Source organism: Acetobacter conturbans, assembly GCF_011516755.1.
In the GTDB taxonomy this organism is placed as follows: Bacteria; Pseudomonadota; Alphaproteobacteria; order Acetobacterales; family Acetobacteraceae; genus Acetobacter; species Acetobacter conturbans.
On sequence record NZ_WOSY01000003.1, the window covers coordinates 285,279 to 306,351 of the forward strand.

Annotated in this window: 14 protein-coding genes and 1 tRNA gene; 1 reads left to right on the top strand and 14 read right to left on the bottom strand. The window is 59.2% G+C overall.

What is annotated here, in order from left to right:
* Positions 1-226: 226 nt before the first annotated feature.
* From GOB81_RS04900 to GOB81_RS04950, 11 genes are all read right to left on the bottom strand, one after another.
* Positions 227-1,534, bottom strand: a complete 1,308-nt coding sequence (locus tag GOB81_RS04900; protein ID WP_173569238.1) for an MFS transporter — start codon at positions 1,532-1,534, stop codon at positions 227-229.
* A gap of 456 nt (positions 1,535-1,990) precedes the next feature.
* Positions 1,991-2,743, bottom strand: coding sequence for a maleate cis-trans isomerase family protein (locus tag GOB81_RS04905; protein WP_277876879.1), 753 nt, complete (start codon positions 2,741-2,743; stop codon positions 1,991-1,993).
* 79 nt (positions 2,744-2,822) lie between these two features.
* The gene (locus tag GOB81_RS04910; protein WP_173569239.1) at positions 2,823-3,614 is read right to left on the bottom strand and encodes an alpha/beta fold hydrolase; all 792 of its coding nucleotides are present in this window, start codon (positions 3,612-3,614) and stop codon (positions 2,823-2,825) included.
* 15 nt (positions 3,615-3,629) lie between these two features.
* Positions 3,630-4,265, bottom strand: coding sequence for an isochorismatase family protein (locus GOB81_RS04915; RefSeq protein WP_173569240.1), 636 nt, complete (start codon positions 4,263-4,265; stop codon positions 3,630-3,632).
* Positions 4,265-5,302 (bottom strand): 2,5-dihydroxypyridine 5,6-dioxygenase, encoded by a 1,038-nt coding sequence (locus tag GOB81_RS04920; protein ID WP_173569241.1) that lies wholly within the window; start codon positions 5,300-5,302, stop codon positions 4,265-4,267. Before GOB81_RS04920 ends, GOB81_RS04915 begins: the two co-directional genes overlap by 1 nt.
* Positions 5,303-5,368: 66 nt before the next feature.
* Positions 5,369-8,935 (bottom strand): molybdopterin cofactor-binding domain-containing protein, encoded by a 3,567-nt coding sequence (locus tag GOB81_RS04925; RefSeq protein WP_194299810.1) that lies wholly within the window; start codon positions 8,933-8,935, stop codon positions 5,369-5,371.
* Positions 8,936-8,940: 5 nt separating this feature from the next.
* A complete protein-coding gene (locus tag GOB81_RS04930) occupies positions 8,941-9,453 on the bottom strand; it encodes a (2Fe-2S)-binding protein (protein WP_173569243.1) in 513 nt (170 codons plus the stop codon).
* Positions 9,454-9,474: 21 nt separating this feature from the next.
* Complete coding sequence (locus GOB81_RS04935; protein WP_173569244.1) at positions 9,475-10,599, bottom strand: FAD-dependent monooxygenase; 1,125 nt, start codon at positions 10,597-10,599, stop codon at positions 9,475-9,477.
* A 155-nt stretch (positions 10,600-10,754) separates the two neighbouring features.
* Entirely contained in the window at positions 10,755-11,354 is a 600-nt protein-coding gene (locus GOB81_RS04940) for a glutathione S-transferase family protein (protein ID WP_173569245.1), read from the bottom strand.
* A 278-nt stretch (positions 11,355-11,632) separates the two neighbouring features.
* Positions 11,633-13,288, bottom strand: coding sequence for a glycosyltransferase (locus GOB81_RS04945; protein ID WP_173569246.1), 1,656 nt, complete (start codon positions 13,286-13,288; stop codon positions 11,633-11,635).
* A gap of 14 nt (positions 13,289-13,302) precedes the next feature.
* The gene (locus tag GOB81_RS04950; protein WP_173569247.1) at positions 13,303-16,854 is read right to left on the bottom strand and encodes a Hint domain-containing protein; all 3,552 of its coding nucleotides are present in this window, start codon (positions 16,852-16,854) and stop codon (positions 13,303-13,305) included.
* A gap of 212 nt (positions 16,855-17,066) precedes the next feature.
* Between GOB81_RS04950 and GOB81_RS04955 the strand changes: the two genes are divergently transcribed.
* Positions 17,067-17,609: a Dabb family protein gene (locus GOB81_RS04955; protein WP_173569248.1), complete on the top strand. Its 543-nt coding sequence runs from the start codon at positions 17,067-17,069 to the stop codon at positions 17,607-17,609.
* A gap of 1,270 nt (positions 17,610-18,879) precedes the next feature.
* Here GOB81_RS04955 and GOB81_RS04960 read toward each other — a convergent pair.
* From GOB81_RS04960 to GOB81_RS04970, 3 genes are all read right to left on the bottom strand, one after another.
* On the bottom strand, positions 18,880-20,130 hold the full coding sequence (locus GOB81_RS04960) for a cation:proton antiporter (protein WP_173569249.1): 1,251 nt from the start codon (positions 20,128-20,130) through the stop codon (positions 18,880-18,882).
* A 421-nt stretch (positions 20,131-20,551) separates the two neighbouring features.
* Positions 20,552-20,713, bottom strand: a complete 162-nt coding sequence (locus tag GOB81_RS04965) for a hypothetical protein (protein WP_173569250.1) — start codon at positions 20,711-20,713, stop codon at positions 20,552-20,554.
* Positions 20,714-20,962: 249 nt separating this feature from the next.
* Positions 20,963-21,039: transfer RNA gene (locus GOB81_RS04970), tRNA-Met, on the bottom strand.
* Positions 21,040-21,073: the final 34 nt, after the last annotated feature.

Consider the following 21,073-nt stretch of genomic DNA (forward strand, 5'->3'; position numbering starts at 1 on the left):
ACGTCGTGACGGACGGACAGTTATCTGTCCTCCCGTAACTGCGGCAATGCCCCTATTTTAATAGGTCATAGATGAGCATTGTGCCCGAAGTGCGAGGAGTTTGCACAGACCGCACCGGCTTTGGTGTCCAACAGGAAGATGTGCAGCCATTGAGGTCACTACCGTCATCGGCCAACATCCTTGGTGCGTTCTTTGCTAACCTGAACTCTCATTGGAAAAGACCGGGTTATTTCATCCTGCTTGTGGGGATAAGCAGAACAGAAAGCCCTCCGGCAAATACAAGCCCCGAGAATAGCCAGATCACTGCCGACATATCCCCTGTCATGCTGCGGGCATAACCCACGAGAGCCGTGGCGAAAAAACCGGCAACATTGGCGATCGAGCCCGCCAGAGCCAGACCGGCAGCGGCTGCATTGCCCTTCAGCATCAGTGACGGGAGCACCCAGAAAGGAGGGAGTGCGCCCAGAATACCCATGTTCGCCAGCGTGATGAACAGAATGACCATGACCGGATTGCCCGTGACAAAGGGAATGCAGGCCATCGCCATGCTTCCGAACAGGATGGGCAGCACGATATGCCAGCGACGCTCGCCGCGTTCATCGGAACTGCGGCCCACCAGAATCATGCTCAGAACGGCACCGATCTGGGGAATGGCGCTCAGGCAGCCAATCTGAAATGTCGAGCGGATACCATCATCATGCAGGATCGAGGGTGTCCAGAATGCCACGGTATAAAGACCAAGGAGCAAAGTTCCGTCCACCACACCCAGCAGCCATACCCACGGACTGCGAAACGCTGCTGCCACGTTCGCGCCCAGCCCCGAGGATGCGGTCATCATTGGATTGTCGCGGCGTTGCTGGTCTTTTTGGTCAGCACTCAGCCATGCGGCTTTTTCAGGAGAAACGGGGAGGAAGAAGAAGACAGCGATTCCGATCGCAACGGGCGGCAATGCTTCCCAGAAGAACAGCCATCGCCAGCCTTCATAGCCACCTGTACCGTTCAGCCTTTCCATGAGCAGCCCGGAAAGTGGACCACCGATCACGCTGGCCAGAGGAATTCCGGCCATGAAGGCTGCCGTAACTTTCGAGCGGTAGCGCGGTGGAAACCACAGAGCGAGATAATACAGGACGCCCGGCATGAATCCCGCTTCGGCCACCCCCAGCAGGAAACGGAGAGCGTAGAACTGGGTGGGCGTCTGAACGAACATCATCAGCCCGGAACACAACCCCCATGTGACGAGGATGCGGGCGATCCAGTTCCGGGCACCAAACTTCACCAGCAGCAGGTTGCTGGGCACTTCGCAAAGAATGTAACCCAGAAAGAACAGCCCTGTCCCGAAACCGAATACGGCTTCGCTCATACCAAGGTCCGAGAGCATCCGGAGCTTGGCATATCCGACATTCACCCGATCCAGATATGAGGCCAGAAAACCGAGAAAAAGCAGCGGCAGGACGCGCCATGCCATGGCCCGATAGAGCCCCTCTCCACTTGTCTCGACGTGACCTGATTGCCCGGAAACAGAAACGTCTTTCATGCTCACCCCAGATCCAACGTGCCTTCAGAAACGATACTTCGCAAACAGCAGACTATCGTTCGGCGATTCGTTGCGACATCGATATATGAATAGCGTACACACCATATATACGAAACATATATTGCGATATCGAAATATTACAATTCGTTGAGATGAATGTGCTTTTCCCTCCCTTTCCGTTTCAGGAATGGAAACGCAACCGGATTTTATGTTTAATGCTTGCAGAAATTTTCTTATTTCGAAACATGATGTCCGAATGCTGGCTTCTGCTTCGGAGTAAGAAAAAATACCACTCCAAACCATCGAGCCAGAGGCCACGCAGATCATAGTTCCGCATATGCCTCATCCATATCGCATAGAGCAGGTCGTTATCGCAGTGGCCTAAAAATCTTTAAAATGCCCATCAGCCGAAAAAGACGGTCAGGACATATGCTCCTGACCGCCCAGTTCTCTTGGTCAGTAGGCCCCGGAAAGGAGAGCCCCGCCAGCAGGCGCCACGCGCTCCAGCCCCAGCGCCTTGAGCATGGCATAGGTCGTGGCGACAGCCGCACTGAGCGTCGGCTTGCCGGTAATTGCTTCCACCATCGGCACGACAGGAAGGGACGGCATCTGCACGCAGGCGGAAACGACGACCGCATCCGCTTCGCTGTAGCGCAGCCCTTTGACGATCTCAGGAAGACGCTGGCAATCATGCCTTGCTACATCGAGATTGTCAGGAATTTCGAGGGCCACGTAATCGATAACCTCGATCCCCTCATTGGCAATGTAATTGACCACCAGTTCCGTCAGTGGACGCATATATGGCGCGACGAGAACGATCTTTTTGGCGTTCAGCACTTTCAGACCGTCGACCAGAGCCCCCGCACTGGTAACAACCGGTGCCGGATGACCGTTCTCCACCGTTCTTTCGTGAAGTCTCTTTTCAGACACCCGATGATAGCCAAGTCCCATCGACATGGTCGCCACCAGACAGGCATAGCCAAGCACGTCCAGTGCCGCGTCGCTGAGCTCAAGAGCACAGCGATCAGACTGCGCATCCATCGCGGCAAGCTCTTCCTTTTTGACCGTTTTCATCCGCATGCGGGAGGAATGGAACGTGAAACGTTCCGGGCGGATACTCTCGCGGAGCCGCAGGAGTGCCGGAATTTCCGTTTCCATCGTGAGATTGGAACTGGGAACAATCTGACCGATGCGATGAATTTTTGTCATGATTCTTTATCTCGGAAAGGTGGAGGCAGCGACTGGAACGCTGCCTCCCGCTATGTCTGAAAAGTGCTGCTTCGGACGGTTAAACGGCAACAGCCTTGTAGAAGCCCTCGGGATTATCCCACGGAATCATGTGCCCGGCATCTTCGACATGCACAATCTCGATGTCGGTGTTCAGGTTGGAAAGCTCTGCCTCGTCTTCCTTCTGGATGACGCCGCCCCGCGTCGCCACGACCAGTCGCGTCGGCAGCTTCAGATGCGGAATGTCCTGATGGATGTCTTCCGTGTGGAATTTCTCGAACGTGATGCGGGTCGCCAGTTCGTCACAGGTATGGAGCCATTCCGCCCGCAGCAGAAGCTGCTCTTCCGTCCATGTCGGGCAGAAGCGACGCATGTCGGCAGCGCTCATCCCCAGACGGGAAAGACGGATGGATTCAGTGTACCAGTCGAGTTTTGCCGGATAAGCACGACGGCCCGGTCCACTGACAGGCGGATCGATCAGCATAAGCTGCGCCAGCGCCGAAGAGTCCTTGCGGGCAGCACGAATGGCGATCCGGGCACCCATGGAATGACCCATGAGCGTCACGTCCTTCAGACCGAGCGCCTTGATGAATTCGAGAACATCGTCGGCATAACTGTCCAGATCATAATCGAGATCCGGTCCCGTGGACGACAGTCCGCGTCCCCGCACATCCAGAATGTAGACATCCTTGTGCTCGGCAAGCCGCTCACCCACGAACCCCCAGGTGATGGCCGGGCTGGTGATCCCTGGCACGAGCACCAGTGGCGTGCCCTTACCGCCATACCGCAGATAATGCTGACGGATGCCATTGGCATCAACATTTGCACCATAAAGAAGCTTTGTATCACTCATTATTTCAGGTTCTTCTTACTGATTGGGGATGCGGGAAAGCAGGGTGTCGAGATCCATGACGTCACCACATTTCTGGGCCATGTCGAACAGATTGGCCTCATGCGGACCGATCGCACGGTCCCCGACGCAATCCGAGATCACAACGGGGCGAAAACCGGCCTGCATGGCGTCGAGAACGCTGGCACGGACACAGCCGGACGTAACGCACCCGGCAACAATAACGGTCTGAACACCATGTGTCACGAACCATGCGGCGAGCGGAGTGCCGGAAAATGCCGATGGCACCGTCTTGCGCACTACATATTCGCCGGCTTCCGGCGCAAGTTCCGGCACGATAGCCGAGGCGGGGTTGTCTTCCGTCAGCCCCAGCATGGAGGGCACCTTCAGGGAGAAGATATTGCCATCCGCCCCGTCATCCGCAAAGACGATACGTGTGTGGGCAACTTTCCATCCGTGTTCGCGGGCAACCGCGAGGAGCGCGCGCGTGCGCTCGATGGCCTCCGGAATGTTGCCGCCACCGAAAGCCTCGGGATCGGCAAAACCATTGACGAAATCGACGATGAGGAGACCGATGCCGCCCGTGATCCCGATCTCGTTGCCGAATCCCTGCTTCCTGTATCGCGCTTCGTCACGCATGCCTTCCAACGTCATCAGGCTTCTCCCACCAGTTTTCCGTTCTTTACCACGGTCTCATCGTCGATCATCACCGTGCAATTGCGCATGGGGATATCGATGTGACAGGCCGTTTCGCGATCGCCACCGGCTTCGTTATTCGGCCCCGTGGACCACAGGAAGTTACCGGCACAGGCGCGCGGGTCCATGCCGATGCTGGCTTCGCGATCATAGAAGCCCATGACGGACCAGTGGGCGCGGTCCTGAAGACCCCAGCCGATATGCGACACCGCGAACACCTCGGGGTCGTTGAAGCTTGTCATGTAGTCGAGCAGGTGCTCGGCTTCGAAACCACCTTCAATGGCCCGCACATATCCCTTTTCCAGATGGCAGGTGATGGGTGCTGTGACGTAGCTTTTCTGGGGCAGCAGAATATCGCCCGGCGCAAGGACGATCTTGCCTTCAGCCGTTCCCTCGTTTGCCCATGTTGCGAGGAAGCCGCTCGGCCAGTGATCCCAGCGTCCCGGCTTTTCCACGAACCCATATTCTTCAAGAATGGGATACTCGCCAAGAGCAAAGGTCGCGTCCGTGCCAGCTTCCGACAGCACTTTCATAGTGCGGGCGGCTCTGAGTTTGGCCGATGCCGCCAGAACACGCTCACGATCCTCGGCCGTCGGCGTCATGCGCACCAGCACATCCGGCGGCTCCACCGCCAGCAGGATGCGACCACCCGCTTCGAGAATCTCATGCTGTTCAGCAGAGAAAAGCAGAGTCATCAGATCAAGCACCAGATCGCTCGCCTTGAGCATCTCCACTGCCGCCCGGTTACCGGTCAACGGGGTCGTGCCGACATAGGCCAGCGGATCGCGTGAAAGCGATGTGCCGCCATTGCTTGGTTGCAGATCGAGCCGATTGGCGAATGCGCCCTTTTCCTGCACCGCGAGAATGGCGCAGCGCAGGGTCTGCTCGTTGGTTCCCTGCGAGGTGAGGATAGTCACGCTCTGACCGCCCTGCAGTTTGCAGAGACCCAGAACCTGACGCCAGGACTGAACGAGTTCAAAATCACTTACAGGCATTGAAGCACTCCTTCAGGAAAGGTTTTTCGGCAAGACCACTCGCGAATGGAAGACGGGCGCTGCATGTCAGTGCCCTCCTTCTGCGCGGAGACGGGCCACGCGCGCAACAAGATCAGTCCACGCCCCTTTTTCAGGAGCCATGGTGCGACGCAGGAAGCCTACCACTTCGGCAATCTGACGGTCAGAAAACAGATGACGGTAAGCCGGCATTGTATTGGCGGCCTGATGCGCGGGTGACGGCGCGCCATCGAGCAGGACGCGAATGAGATTGTCGGGTGTCTCGGCCCAGACATTGCTGTTCAGGGCCAGTTGCGGACGGGCACCGTAAAGATGCGCGCCTTCCCCTTCATGGCACGCGGCGCAGGCGGAACTGTAGATACGCGCGCCTTCACCCTTTTCCAGCGCCTGAAGGGAAGCCGTGCGGGTCAGCACATCTTCCCGTCGGGCTGAAGCACCATCGGGTGCCTGCCGTGTATCGAAAGAGGCGATGTAGTGGGCAATGGCCTGCACATCGTCATCCGGCAGATCCGCCATCGCGTGCACGACTGGAGCCATCGGGCCGCCAGCAGGGCCGTGGTTCGGGCTGAACCCCGTTCGCAGATAGGCATAGAGATCGGCTTCGCTCCACGGGAGAGGCGACCGCGACAGCGCGGAGAGGGCGGGCGCGATCCACCCTTCCGCTTCACCACCCGCCAGATAGTCGCTTTTCCAGCGTTCGGCTCCGAGAGCGTTCCGCGGCGTGTGGCACGCCGAACAATGACCCAGTCCCTCAGCAAGATATGCCCCCCGGTTCCACTGGGCCGAACGGTTCGGGTCTTCCGCAAACGGAGCCGTGCTGTGGAAGAGGGCATTCCACCCCGCCATCGAGAAGCGGAGATTGTAAGGGAATTTCAGCGCCGTCTTTGGCGGCTGTTTGCTGACCGGCTCCTGCGACATGAGATAGGCGTAGAGCGCCTGCATGTCCGCATCACTGGTTTTGGCAAAAGCTGTGTAGGGGAAGGCGGGATACAGATGACGCCCGTCGCGACCGATGCCTTCGCGCATGGCCCGCTCGAAGGCAGGATAGGACCAGCGACCGATCCCCGTTGCGGGGTCGGGGGTCAGGTTGGTGGAATAGATGGTGCCGAAGGGTGTCTCCAGCGCGAGACCTCCGACATTCTTTTGTCCACCGGGGGCAGTATGGCAGACGGCGCAGTCTCCGGCGGCGGCCACCAGCTTGCCCCGGGCGATGATCTCCGGCGAGAACATACCCGCTACGGGAGGTGCTACCGGGGCGATCGGCGCGCGCCATGGCATCAGGCTGACAAGCGCCCCTCCGGCCAGCGCAAAAGCAGCGCCAAAACCAGCCGTGCGCAGCCGTCCTTTCCATCCCTGTCGCGCCATCGCGGGCTGTGCCGGTTCACCTGACACCAACAAGGCTGGCAGAGCCGCCACAGGCTGGGGTTCCAGCACCCCCAGCGCCTCATCAAGCCGGGCCTTGACCTTCTCCGGCGTGAAGGGAACATCACGAAAACGGACGCCTGTCGCTGCATACATTGCATTTGCAATCGCAGCGGCGCTCGGCACCGATGTGGACTCACCCGCTCCCAGTGGCGGCTGATCCTGACGCTCCATCAGCACCGGCTCGATTTCCGGAATATCGGGGAACTGGATGATGGGATAACCACCCCATTCCTTGCTCTCCACGCCCTTGTCGTCGAACGTGACCTGTTCCGTCAGGACACGGCTGGTGGATTGTATGACATTGCCGTGCAACTGATGCCGCACCCCGGCGGGGTTGATCATCAGACCGGCATCCTGCCCAACCACGGCACGGGTCACACTGACCTCGCCGGTCAGGCGATCGACCTCGACATCCGCAACCCATGCCGACCACGCCGCGGGTTTTCCGGGAAAAGGGCCATGCACATACAGGGCGTAGGCCAGTCCGCGTCCGTGCAGAATCCGCTCCGCAGGATCGGGCTGCGGCGGTTCCGTGCGTGGCTCCCAGCCTGCCCGCGCCGCCGTGGCTTTCAGCAGTTCGGCAGCACGCTGGTCAGGAAGATGACGCAGGCGATATTCCAGCGGGTCCACACCCGCCTCGGCCGCCAGTTCGTCAATATAGCTGTCATGCGCGAAGCTGTTCGGCAGCGCTGAGACGCCGCGAAACCATGAAGCCCGCGCCATCGGCGGCATGTCCTTCACCGTCACGCGGGTGTTGGCATACTCGTATGGTGGGATGGCAGTCCGGTCGCCCATCTGCGCAACGGGAGGAATGTCCGCGGGGACGACGCCGGTGAGGACCAGCGCCAGAAGCGGGGAGACGTTCGAGGGATAGCTCGTATCCAGATCACAGGTGAGGGGATTGCCGGATTCATCCAGTCCTCCCCTGATCCTGACGAGCTGGACAGCACCTTTCGGCTCCCAGACATGTTCCTGCGCACGGGAAAGCTGCACACGCACCGGACGCCCGACCGCGCGGGAAAGCAGGGCCGCATCTCCTCCCACATCATCGGCGCAGTTGCGTCCATAGCAGCCTGCGGCCTCATGCCGAATGATGGTCACCCGCTCTTTCGGCATCCCCATCAGCATGGCGATGTCCGCCTGCAACATGTGGGGGTTCTGGGTGCCGGACCAGACGGTCAGCCCCGCATCATGCCACTCCGCCACCGAACAGGACGGCCCGATGGAACCGTGCATCTGGTAGGGCCAGTGATATTCCCGGTCCAGACGGTGTGCGAGGGTTTCCAGATGACCTTCGGCATCACCCTGATCGAGAACGACGCGTGGTTCGTATGGATTGTTGCGGACGGCCTCGATCGGATCGGACAGGTCCGGCAGGGCGATGGGCGCCCATGTCACCTTCAGTGCACGAGCCGCTTCCACCGCCTGTTCTTCACGCTCGGCCACGACCCCCACGAAGTCGTCGATCACGACCACATCGACCAGACCCGGAATGTGGGAGACGGACTCCCGGTCCACATCCAGCAGGGACCGACCCACGAACGGACCGTGATCGTAACCACCATAGGGGGGCCGGATCACGCAGCCATACAGCATCCCGGGCACGCGCACGTCATGGACATAGACCATGCGCCCCGTCACCTTGTCGGGAATGTCCACGCGCGGCATTTCGCGCCCGACAAGACGGTATTCGGACGGCGCCTTCACGGGCGTGCCTTCATCCAGCTCCACCCGCAGCGTGACGTCTCGAACAAGGTCTCCCATGTCCATGGACCGTTCCTGGCCCTGTATTCCTTCCAGCTTTCCATTCCGGAAAGACAGGTCGGGGGCTGGATGATTGGTGAGTGTGGCCGCACGGTCAAGCAGCACGCGCCGCGCCTGCGCCGCGGCTTTCCGCAACGGTTTGGCCGTGATCTGGATGGTCTCGCTGGCGATGGTCGCGCCCTGATCGGGGGTCTTGTCGGTATGGCCGAGAACCATCCTCACCCGGGCCGGATCTGCATCGAGTTCATCCGCCACGATCTGCGCCAGCGATGTGGCGATGCCGGTTCCGAGATCGACATGTCCGCAGAAGCCGAGAACCTGTCCGTCCGCGTCGATCTGGACCAGCACGTCCTCACGGGAAACGAAATGACCGCCGCGAGCGGCAAGACCTGTCGGCGGCTGTGATTTCCGGAAGATCTGGAGCATACCGGTCACGTTCCGTCATTCTCCTTTGCGTGAACAGCAGTTTCCTGATCCACACTTTCCAGACCAGCGGCAATACGCGCCGCGCGCATGATTTCCACATGCGTGCCACAGCGGCACAGATTGTAGCGAAGCGCTTCTTTCAGAGCCCGCTCATCGGGATGCGGCACGACATCAAGAAAGGCCCGCAAGGTCATGACCATGCCATTGAGGCAATAGCCGCACTGGGCGGCCTGTGCCGCCACGAATGCTTTCTGGACAGGATCGCTTCCGTCCGGAGAAAGCCCTTCCAGCGTCATGATATTTCCGCATGCGGCAGCCGCATCCAGCCGCACGACGCAACTCCGCGCCGCCTTGCCGTCCAGCAGCACCGTGCAGGCGCCACAGGCCCCGAGACCGCAGCCGAACTTCGGGCCATTGAGGCCCAGATCGTTCCGCAGCACGGTCAGCAAGGGTGTCTCAACGGCAGCCGTTACTTCGTGGCGCCTGCCGTTGACAGTCAGAAAGACGCTTGTCGTCATGGCGCCCTTCCCTTCCTCACATCAGCCGATAGCCAGATCGTAGACGTTGTCACCGTAGCACCAATAAGGGTCCTCGGGCTGGCGCAGCCAGGTGTTGGCATTGGAAATGCTCTGCACCTTGGTGGCACGTTCTTTTCGGGCCTCGTCATAGGCACGGAATGTGTGGTCCAGATCCTTCGTGCCCAGCTCTTTCAGACAACGCGCCAGAACAGCCGCATCTTCAACCGCCATGGCCGCGCCCTGCGCCATATGCGGCTTCATCGGATGGCATGAGTCGCCCATCAGAACGGTGCGACCCTGATACCAGACCGGCAGAGGCGCGCGCGTCTTGAGCGGCCATTTGGTCACGACATCGGTGGCATCGATGTAGCCCTGCACCAGCGGATGGAAGCCCTTGAACGCTTCACGCAGCGCGTCCTGACTGCTCGGCAGCTGTCCGGCGCGACTGGTCCATTCCGCCGGCTCTCCCGTCACGAGATAGAACTCGTCTTCGTTCCGGTCGAGATAATAGCAGACGATATGACGATCATCCGACCACCACTTGGCATTGACGTCAGCGCCCAGACTCTTTGCCGCAGCACCGGGGATGATGGCGCGGTGCGCAATCCAGCCCGTGTAGACGGCTTCACTGACGCCGAAGATTTTCTCGCGTACACACGAGTTAATGCCATCGGCACCGACGAGGATATCAACGGTCTCCGTCTTGCCATTCTCGAAGGACAGCGTGACGTCACGGCCGTTATCGACGAAATCGACCAGCTTATGACCCCAGCGCACACGCTCCGGGCTGATGCAGTCGAGCATCGCCTGATGCAGATCGCCACGATGGATGGTGATGTAAGGAGCGCCATACCGTTCCCGCTCGGCGTTCAGCGGGATCTTCGCCATGACACTGCCATCGTCCCATTTCCGGCTGACCCAGTAGTCCGGCAGACAGGAGATCGCTTCCAGCTTTTTGTCCAGGCCATCCAGATGCGCAAGGATCTTGAGAACATTCGGTCCGAACTGAATACCGGCCCCAAGGCGGGAGAAGGCGGGCGCCTGATCGAACAGAACAACGTCGAAGCCAGCTCGCTCAAGAAGTCCTGCCGCAGCAACCCCTCCCAGCCCTGCTCCGGCAATTCCTATACGCACTCCGTTCGCCATGCTCCGCTCTCCTCATCCGTCACATCATCAGCGCTCAAACAGCGAGAATTAATCGCGTATACGCTATATGTGGATGTTCACCGATTTGGAAACGAAACGTCAAGAGAATAATTTCGATTCGGTTACGTTCTGAAGCCGGGGCATCGTCGGCCCCGTCATTTTTCGACGGAGATGTAGCCCGGCAACGCCTCCATACGCTCCATCCACGCTTCCAGCGCGGTATAGGGCGCAAGACTGACCCCACCCTGCGGGGCCAGAAACAGATAGGGATAGGCGGCGCAATCGGCGAGGGTCGGCCTGTCTCCGGCCAGCCAGTTCCGCGCCGAGAGCTGCTCATTGATCGTGGGCAGCACACGGGCGCTCGCCGCAACGGCATCTTCGTAGCGGAGGGGATAACCGAAAAGCTTCACCAGACGGGCGTCCGCCGGGCCATGCTGGATTTCGTTCACGCTGACGGACAACCATTCCACCACGCGGGCACGGGCACCGGGCGCGGACGGCCACCAGTCGGTCTTCTGATATTTTTCAGCGAGATAGACCAGAATGGCCTGAGAATCCCAGATGACCGTGTCACCATCCTGAAGCACCGGCACATGCTGCCAGGGATTGAGTTCCCTGAACCAGGGCTGCTTTTGTTCACCTGCGATCAGATCCACATTACGGATCTGGAGAGGGATGCCAGCCAGCGCCGCGAACAACCTGACCTTGTAGCAATTGCCCGAAGGCGGACAATTATACAGCACCGGATGCGTCATGGACGGTGGCCTTTCGATTTCATCGCTGGCCTTTATATAACGTCAGTTAGAAGACCGGTGAAAGTCCGGGGATCAGAGAACTCCGCCTGCCCGGTTCGTGACGGTTGTTGCGATATCAATGGCCGATCCGGAGCATCTTAAGTTGCTCAAATGATTCCATTTGAACGGGATCGGCTCTAGCGGGCGAGTGGCCACACACCCCCGTCCTCAACCAGCCTTGGCTGCCGATCGCTGATTTTCACCCTTCACTGCCTTTTCCAGACAGAGTTGTGCCCTGCTCAACGAGGCAGTCGGGCCATCGCAATCGCCCGCCCCAGTGTGTCGAGAACCTTTTCCTCACTGAACGCCGTGCTGACATAAATTTGTCCCAGCCTCCCACAGACCTGACAACGTGCCGGATCGGCATACAGAGCGGCAATGCACGCTGCGAAGGCCTCCGCACCTTCCGCGACAAGAGAGGCGAGATCCGGCGGCAGATCCAGACCGGCAGCAGCGACGGGCGTCATGACGCACGGGACACCGGCGGCGAAGCTTTCCAGCACCTTGCCCTTGATCCCGGCCCCGAAGCGCAACGGCGCGACCGTCAGCCGCACATGGGCCAGAACGTCCGCGTCCAGATCGTTCACATGACCCATCACGCGAACACTCTCCGGCCAGTGCAGATGGGGAGGAAGATGGGGTCCGACCAGCCACAGGCGGAGCGAAGGTTCGGCTGCGTGCAGAAGAGGCAGGACGGTTTCCACAAACCACCGCACCGCGTCGAGGTTTGGCGCATGGTGGTAATTGCCAATGAAGGCAATGTCGCGACGGGTCGGGAAATCGGCAACGTCCGGACGGATCGGAACAGCCCAGGGCACACAGGCCACCCGCGCGTCCGGCACGGTGCGTTGCAGCCACACCGCTTCTTCCGGGGAGTGGGTCAGGACCGCATCCGCCTGCCATGCCGCCGTGCATTCCTGCAACCGTATCGCCCGGCTGAGCGCCTGCACTTCCGGCCGCACTTCAATCGTGGCCTGCCCTTCCAGACGGCGATTATGCAGGTCGGCGACGCTGTAAAGCACTGTGGCGGATGGCTGAAGATGGCGGGCCAGCGCCAGATAGCGGGAGGCGACACCGATGCGGTGCAGATAGACGACATCGAACGCATGGCCCTGACGACGCAGGATGTCCTCGACCGATGCGTAATACGGGGAGCGCCACACCGTGAAGCCTTCCCGCTCAAGCACATCGCAGACGGCGGCAGGGGGCGTCAGATCGTCCGCCGCCACAAGACTGACATCATAGCCGAGTGCACGCAGAGCCCGCGCGTGGGAAAGCAGCGCCTGCGAACCGGCATCGCGCCCCATGACAGGCAGCCTCTCGTCGATGATCAGGGCACGGGACGCACACGGCTCTTCCGTTTGCGAAGGACCGTGGCGACGGGTCAGGCGATGATAACGCTCGCGCTGGTCCTGCCTGCCGTCGGCGCGCGCGTGATCGTCCAGCACCTCACTGGCCACGTCTGCCAGAAACGCCAGAATGTCCTCTCGCCCCTCATTGGTGAGGGTGCCCCGCGCCGCCTGCCGCACAACCTGCCGCAGATCCTCATCGAACGCACCGCTCGCCTCGATGACCACCGGGGAGCCGATCAGTTCGGAGCCATCGCTTTCACGACGCACCTGAATCACATGCCGTTCGTGCAGGGACAGCGCAGCGGGGATCAGCAGGTCGAAACCATGACGACCATCGCCGAATCCGGCCTGTGCAAGATCGTGACGATGCTGATTGGCAATCACCCGGGCGATGGGCACACCATTATCCAGCACTTGCAGGGCCACAGCCTCACCCGCACCGCCAGCCGCCTGCGCCCAGCCGGCGATGCGAGTGCGGGTGGTGATATCCAGATAGCCCGGAAGTTCCGCCGGGCGCGCCGTCACAGCATAGGGTGGGGTCATGGCGGAGACTCTTCTCAGGCGACTTCGCGGAGCCTCTCCCTGTATGTCACCGGCTCGACACGCAGCAGGGCAAGCTGCTCTTCCGTCAATCCTCCGACGACATCGACTTCGAAGGCATGCTGCCCGTCCCCTTTCCCTGCCGCTTCCAGATCCGCCCGATAACGGCTGGCTGTCACTTCACACAGCACCAGCGCACCGACCATCAGACGCAGGCGCAGCCTGTGAGCAGGACGCAGCGGATCCCGTGCCCAGCCCGCCACGCGCCCGCGGGTGGCGACATCGATATAGAGTTCAATGGAGGCAAGCGGCTCCTCCTGTATGGAAGATGTCAGGGAGCGGCGAATGACCTCCAGCGCCTCTCCGTCTTCGACACGCGGGGCGCAGTAGCGTGGGACCTGTGGTGTGGCGTCCGGATACAGTTCCGCAAATTCGCGGGCGTTGTGGAACATTCCACGACTGCCATCGTCGATAAAGGTTTCCGACGGTGCGCCTTCCGCGAAGATGATGTCATGTGTCTCGAGTTCGATGTGAATATACTCGATGACGCTGACCTGTTCCGCCTGCGTGATGGTGCGCCCATTGACCAGCGCCTGCGCCGGGACCAGCACGCCGTCGAGGAACATGGCGTGCAGAGGGGAGATCACCAGATCACGACACGGGAGGCCATGCCCCAGCGCTCCGGCGGCAATGCGCACCGGCATGATATCGGTCCGGCCAGCAGCGAAACGACCGTCATACGACCGGCGACCGATCCAGCGGATGGGACGCAGCGCACCGTCGCGGGTCACGAGCCGCTCGCCGATCCGCAGGCTTTCCACGGACCGCTCGCCCGTTTCGGTCAGGATCGCCGTGCCGGGGCAGTAGCAGGGCGTGCCATCGGAGGTGATCGAGAGCGCGCCGGTGCTGTCCGCAGCGAGCATGAAGAAATCGGCAGTATAGTCGCCTGCGAAAGTCAGGGTTTCGCTGGTGGTGCCATCGGCCACCGTCACCACCGTATTGCCGCCCGAACTCACGCTGCTGAGGGTTGCACCGGAGGTCAGCCCATCGAGTTCGATCGTATCGTTCGCGCCAAATCCGGAAATAACGGCCTGAATGCCATAGGCCGAGGACGAAGGAGCAACGCTTTGCACCAGCGTTCCCGCGCCTGCGAACACGAGCGTGCCGGTGACGGAGGCTTTCGGCGAGAGCAGATCGAGTTCGCCGCCCGATACCAGCACCGTATTGCTGACGACCGAATTGCCGTCGATCGTCAGTTTTCCGCCATCCAGCGTCATTCCGGTGGCCGTGACACCCTTGATCTGGATGTCGATTTCACCACCGGCATAAACCGTCTCGTTGCTGATCGACGCCCCGGACACGGCCAGCGTCTGCGTGCCGTAAATCCTGTCGCTGGTCGCCTCGCCGGTGACGTTTTCCACACCCCCTGCGGAGATCACGCTGCCGCTGTCGGTGCCGGAAACATTCGCTGTGCCGCCGGAAAGAAGGGTCGCCCCCACCAGCGTTCCGCCGGGGCTGACCGTCAGGGTGTCGCCGCCCGACACAACAGCCCCCGAGAGCGTCACGCCACTTGAAACCACTGAAGCAGTGCTGCCACCCGAACTTGTCGCACTGCCGGACGCGCTGGAGGCGACAGTGATTTCCACCCCGCCTGAACCGTCCGTGGACACTGCCAGCGAGGATGCCAGCGCACTGCCTGCAAAAACGAACTGCTGGCTGACGGCACCACTGCTCAGGGTTGCGACCGTGTTGCCGCCGCTGACCGTCGTGTTCAGCGTTGCGCCGGAACCGATCACCGTCGCGTCGATGACATCGCCCGCGCCAAAACCGGAGATGGTCGCCAGTGCGCCATAACCGGCGCTCGCCAGGCTTTCCACCAGCAAGGTTCCCTGACCCGAGAAGAGGACCGCTCCGGCCAGCGTGGCTTTGGGGGATTCAAGCGCGATAGTGCCGCCACTCAGGATCGTGGTGCTGGTTGCGCTGGCATTGCCGTCGATGGACAGCGTGCCGCCATTATTCAGCGTGATGCCGCTGGCCAGAGTGCCCTTGGTGGCCAACTCAACGCTGCCGCCGTTATAGACCGTTTCGTCCGATACGCTGGCGCCCGACGCACTGAGGATCTGCGTGCCGTCGATCTGGGTGCCCGCCACGGAACCGAGCACGAGTTCCGTGGCGGCATGAGCAAGAACACCACCCGCAGCGCTACCGCCTGCCGAAATGGTGGCCGAGCCACCCGATCCGATCACGGCTCCGATCGCCGTGCCGCCAGATTCCACCACAATGGAACCGCCATCCGAAATCGTCGTGGAGGTGCTGGAACCACCGCTTCCGACCGTGATCGCGCTGGCTGTGGTGGTATCGGTTGGAGCAAAAGAGACGCCACGAATGTTCGTATCGGCGGCGGCCGTCATGACGGTGGTGAAACTCTCGCCAGTCGCTGCCGTGGTGGCGTCGAGCTGATCGGTGATGGAAAACAGATAGGTCTGGTCGAGATCGCCTATGGTGGCATTCGTTGTGTACAGTTCGACTTCGTCGCCCACCACTTCGCCAGTCAGGCCGATCAGCCCCGTGGTGCCGGAACTCGCCGTATTCGCCACCAGATCGAGACCCAGTGAAAGCGTATAATCCAGCACCCATCCGCTGCCGTCATAACTCCATTTCTGCAGACCGCCGTCCCCAAGACCACCTTCCTTGGGATTGCCGCTGTCAGCGACGTAGAGAACGGTCGTGCTGGCGAAGAAATAGGCTTCCGGGCTGAGATGAATCGTCGTGCCGACCGAGATGCCGTTGAGGGTGTTTTCCTCCGCCGCACTCAGCGTGACGGAACCCGCGATATCGGGCAGCACTTCGGCCTGGGTCGCGGACACGGGCAGTGTCGTGCCGTAGCTGGCGATACTGGATGTTCCGCCGCTTCCCTGCGTGCTGTCGCGTGAAACATAAAGGATACCATTGACGATTTCTGTGACGCGGGTATCGGTGGACGTGTCGATGGCCGTCGCCACGCTGGCGCCATCTGCCGCGTAGAAGACCCCCTGTGTGGTGTCGCCCTTCACGCCCTGACCGGTGACATAGAAGGATGTCCCGTCGACGGTCGCCACGCTCCGGATATTGTTGGTATTGAAAACGTCGTAGAGCGCGGTGCTGGTATCGACCGTGCCGTCATAGCTGATGTCGGCAATGACACGCGGAACAGCCGTATAGCTGGTGCCTGTCAGGCTGGTGGACTGCGCCAGCCGAGCATCGCCGTACACTGCGGCGCCCCCGGCATTGTACGTGGCGGCGTTGATGCCATAGCCGCCGATGACGAGCGACTCTCCGTCTTCCGAAAGTTCCAGTTGCCCTTCGGACGATGAGCCATACTCGCCCGAGATCGCATATTCCGTCACACCATCGACCACCGTGGTCGTCTGCGGCAACACCATGGTGCCAACGACTTCTCCGGTGGTCGTGATCTCTTCCAGCACGATGGGAGACGCCTGATTGTCGGTATACGTCCCGCTATCGTCACCATCCCCGACAATGCTGATAACAAGATCACCTTCGGTGAAGGATGTCAGCGAAGAGGTCATTCTGATTCTTTCGATCGAAGATAAGTTATCCGTTGGTTAACAGCGCACTCATTTCGATGGTGTTAAATTAATTTGAAACCTCTGTTGCTGAAGACAAAATGCTTGATGGCGTTTTTCCGCGGACAAGGGGCTGGAAGTTCTCTCTTTTCTGCCCGATCCTGTCGCCTCCTCACTTTACAGGCCGCAACCGGTCGCCTTCACATGGGACCATCATGACGACAAAGATTTCTCCTCGCCTTCTCTCAACAGTGTTTCTTGCCGCTGCTCTGAACCTTCTGGCTGTGCCGTCGGGGCACGCAGCAGCACAACGCGATGATGCGGCCCGACACGCAGAGCAAGTCTTGCATGAAGTGGGTGTGGCGCGCTTTACCGCGCCCGATTTCCAGCCCGGAACCATCCGTCACATGGTCATGTTCCGTTTTCGTCCCAACGTGACGCAGGCTGAGCGCGACGAAGTGACGAAACGCTTTCTCGCCCTTGCTAAGCTGTCACACCGTTCCGATGGCAAATCCGTCGTTGTTTCAATCGAAGCGGGACCACAGAACAGCGGCGAAAATTCTGATCTTGGGCTGGAAGCAGGATACCTCGTTACATTTGCCTCGGAGGGAGATCGAAATTTCTATGTCGGACATCCCATTGTCTCTGACAGTCGCTTTTTCGATCACGCCCACGATGCCTTCAAGGCTTTCGCTGGGCCTTATCTTGAAAAAGTCGTTGTCTTTGACTTTCCGGTCATCTCTGAGAGCAAGCCCTGACGGGTGGCTTGCGCTGCATTTTGGAAGGCGGTTTCCTCACCCGACCATGCTGATGGGGAACGTTTTCAGCTTGGGACGTGCAGTTGCGTTTATTGAACGTGTCCGGGAGGTGCTGTGGCAGCCCAACACACGACCGGGCAGAGGTGTGCGTCTGCGCGGTCGGATAAGAAACCGGTCTTGAGAATGAGCCGAAAAAGCACAAGGTCATTTGAATGAGATTCTGACCCTTTCGTTTGGATGACCTACGGCCCACCACAAAGAATTGCGAACGATTCACATCGGTATAGCAACAGGCATCACATGTTGTCAGCCACGGCAACAGAACCGGCTCACTGACAACACGCTTTAGGTTGATGATCCATTAATTGAATGTTGAAGTTTTACTTCAGTTTCATTGAGGTAGGGGGAAGATGGGTCGGTCTTGGCCCTACTTTCCAAGGCAGCCATGGAAAATCCCGTGTTAAACATGAGCATCTTTGTCAATCGCGATGGATTATGCTGGCAGGACGAGCCAAAAGATTACTGTCCTAACAAGATGCTGTACAATCGCTGGAAGCGTTGGTGGGCAAAAGATCCTTCACCCGCATGATGGAAGGGGGCGGCAGCTGGAAAGGTTGAACCCGGGAGGATCATAATCGACGCGACCTACCTGCAAGCCCCCGCGCAGCATCGAGCCTATGGGTGACAAAGACTTTGGCCAACTGAATGGCCATGTTTCAAATGGTCGTTATTTAAACAGGATGTATAAATAAATTCATGTCATGACCCAGTGCAGCTCGCACGCGCCCACAATCGAATGCGCCACCGGTCTCCTTGCCTATAAGGCGTGATGCCAATTGGGCAAAAGATCAATCCCTTTGCGGATCGAAGCGTTTTACGGACAACACACTTTCGCGGCAGGACGAGTCTGTGAACCTGAAAAACGTTCTTCCCCAGAGCAAAGTGGGCGGGTGGATGGTTCTAATTGCCCTGGAGTGCAACTGCTTCTTTGGCGGTGTTTCGATAAATGCCCACTTTGGCACTTAGAAGCTGTTTCAAAAACTCTCTGCTGAGCGCGACCGCCCCGGAAGGTGCGTGCGCTCGGTGTAGATTTTTGAGCACTGAAGCGAAACAGCCATGCGGACCGTGAGCATCGGAGCGGCAACAGAGAGCTTTTAAAACAGCCTCTAAGCCACAGTGAAGCAGGAGCCTCCTCATGGGCTCCTGCTCAGCCATCGCCAGAGTCTGACATTTACCGGGAGCAGAAACGGCAATCGTTGGTACCGAGTGATCAGGTGCCCGACGGATAAAGCCAGCGAACAACCCGCTCCATAGTCAGACCCTGAACGATAATTGTGAAGACCACTACGCCATAGCAAATCGGAAGAAGCAGCTCTCGCAACTCTCCGGGTGGGAGGCCGAGTGCGAGTGAAACTGAAATACCACCCCGCAAGCCACCCCACGTGAGAACACCCAGTACACGCCCCCGCTCCCACTGCCGGATATGAGCAGGAAGGGTCGAGAGCAGGACACTCAAACCTCGCACACCGATCGACAGCGGGATCACCACCAGAGTGGCGATGAGTGAAAACAGATGTGGTGTAATCTCGAGGATTTCAAAACCTATAAGAAGAAAGAGCAGAACGTTCAGAACTTCGTCGATGAGTGTCCACGCGATATCCAGCTCCTTCCGGGATACCTCGTCAAAGACGGAATGCGCATAGTTCGTGCCAAAGCTCATACCGGCCACCACAACGGCAATGGCCCCGGACATTCCCAGTGCATTGGCAATACTGAACGTCCCGGTAGCCAGCGCCAGAGACGTCAGCAGGTCAATATGCGGATCGCGCTGGCCTCGCAGGACACGAAGAGCCATCCATCCCGTCGCAGCACCCAGAACACCTCCACCAATGGCTTCACGGCAAAAACTGAGGCCGATATCGGTCATCGTTACCGTCTGATGGTCACCTGTGGCCAGCCCAATGGTCACACCGAAAATCACGACACCCACGCCATCATTGAACAGGCTTTCGCCTGCAAAAACAGCTTGCAAAGGGCCGGGAAGACCAAGCCGCCGCAGCATGCCCACCACAGAGACCGGATCCGTAGGCGCTAGGATAGAGCCGAGCACAATGCACCAGATGAAGGGTATTGGGTGGCCCATAAATGGAAAGACGGACCACACCGCAGCAGCCAGCAAGAGAACGGCAAACACGGTTCCAAGGACAGACAGGGCCGTCACTGAGACTAGTCGTGAACGCAGATGGACAAGGTCGACCTGCATGGCACCGGCGAACAGGAGCAGGGAGAGTGCTCCATTCAGCAGCGTTTCGGGAAGATTGATGGCTCCCAGAAATGTTCTGGGGAGCTCCTGAAGGTCATAAGCAGGAACCAAAGGATTGAGTAGCATAATGAGCAAAGAGGTCAGGAGCGAGAACACCAGAACGCCGATCGTCATGGGCAGACGCAACGTATGGTGGTTCACGATGCTGAAGCTGGCAGAAAGTGTCAGAAGCAGGGCGATCAGGCTGATAGTGTCCATGACCGAAACGGCTGACGGTTCTGGCAGCCTTCGTCAAGAGAAACTGGTGACGTCTACTTTTCGGCAAGCCAGATTCTCACGCTCAGAGCCGAAATGAAGACGAGAGTAATAAGAAAGGGAGTTCAAGAAACTTTCTTCACAAACAGGAATAATATCAGGCGATTACAGTGGGATAATGTTCAGAGATCGGGCTAAATTGACTACTACATACTCAAAGGGGCCTTTTTCAACACAACCAAAGCGATAGCGGAGACTACTTCCTGAAGTAGGCGATACCGAGTTCGTTCCACATCCAGGTGAAGTCATATGCTGCCAACGCTCCCTAGCCGTTTCCCGCATGGCGGTAATATTTTCGATCCTTTTGAGCCAAGAGAAGACTTTTTCCCGTCTGGTAGCCGTGGAGGAAGCCTGACGGGGCGCGTCACATTACCCAAAAGTGACGTAGATTCATCAAGCATCTGGCGGTGATGTCTCCGGCATCCAGCGCCGGACCAATGTGCTCGCCGAGCACTTCCGCGAAACAGGCCTGCCAGTCGTCCTGACCGAGATACCGGATCAGTCCCGTGAGTTCGTCTGCGGCCATGAGGGCTCCTGCTGCTCCTGACGAGGGACAGCAGACCAGCGGAACTGTCCTGACTCGATGAGAGGTGGATCATACCCCGGATGACGCCAGAAGGGACGGTCAGGAAACCATCACGGAGACGTGAAATCCGACGATTTTACGCCCTGCTTTGATTCCATTTGTTTCCTATGTGTTTCCTGCGTCGTGTTTCAGAACGCCGAAAGCCCGCTCGGAGAGCGGGCTAAGTTCTTGGTATCATTGATGATTTTATGGTTGCGGGGATAGGATTTGAACCTATGACCTTCAGGTTATGAGCCTGACGAGCTACCGGGCTGCTCCACCCCGCGGTGGTGATTGTCATGTAGTGGGTTGGAAGACCTG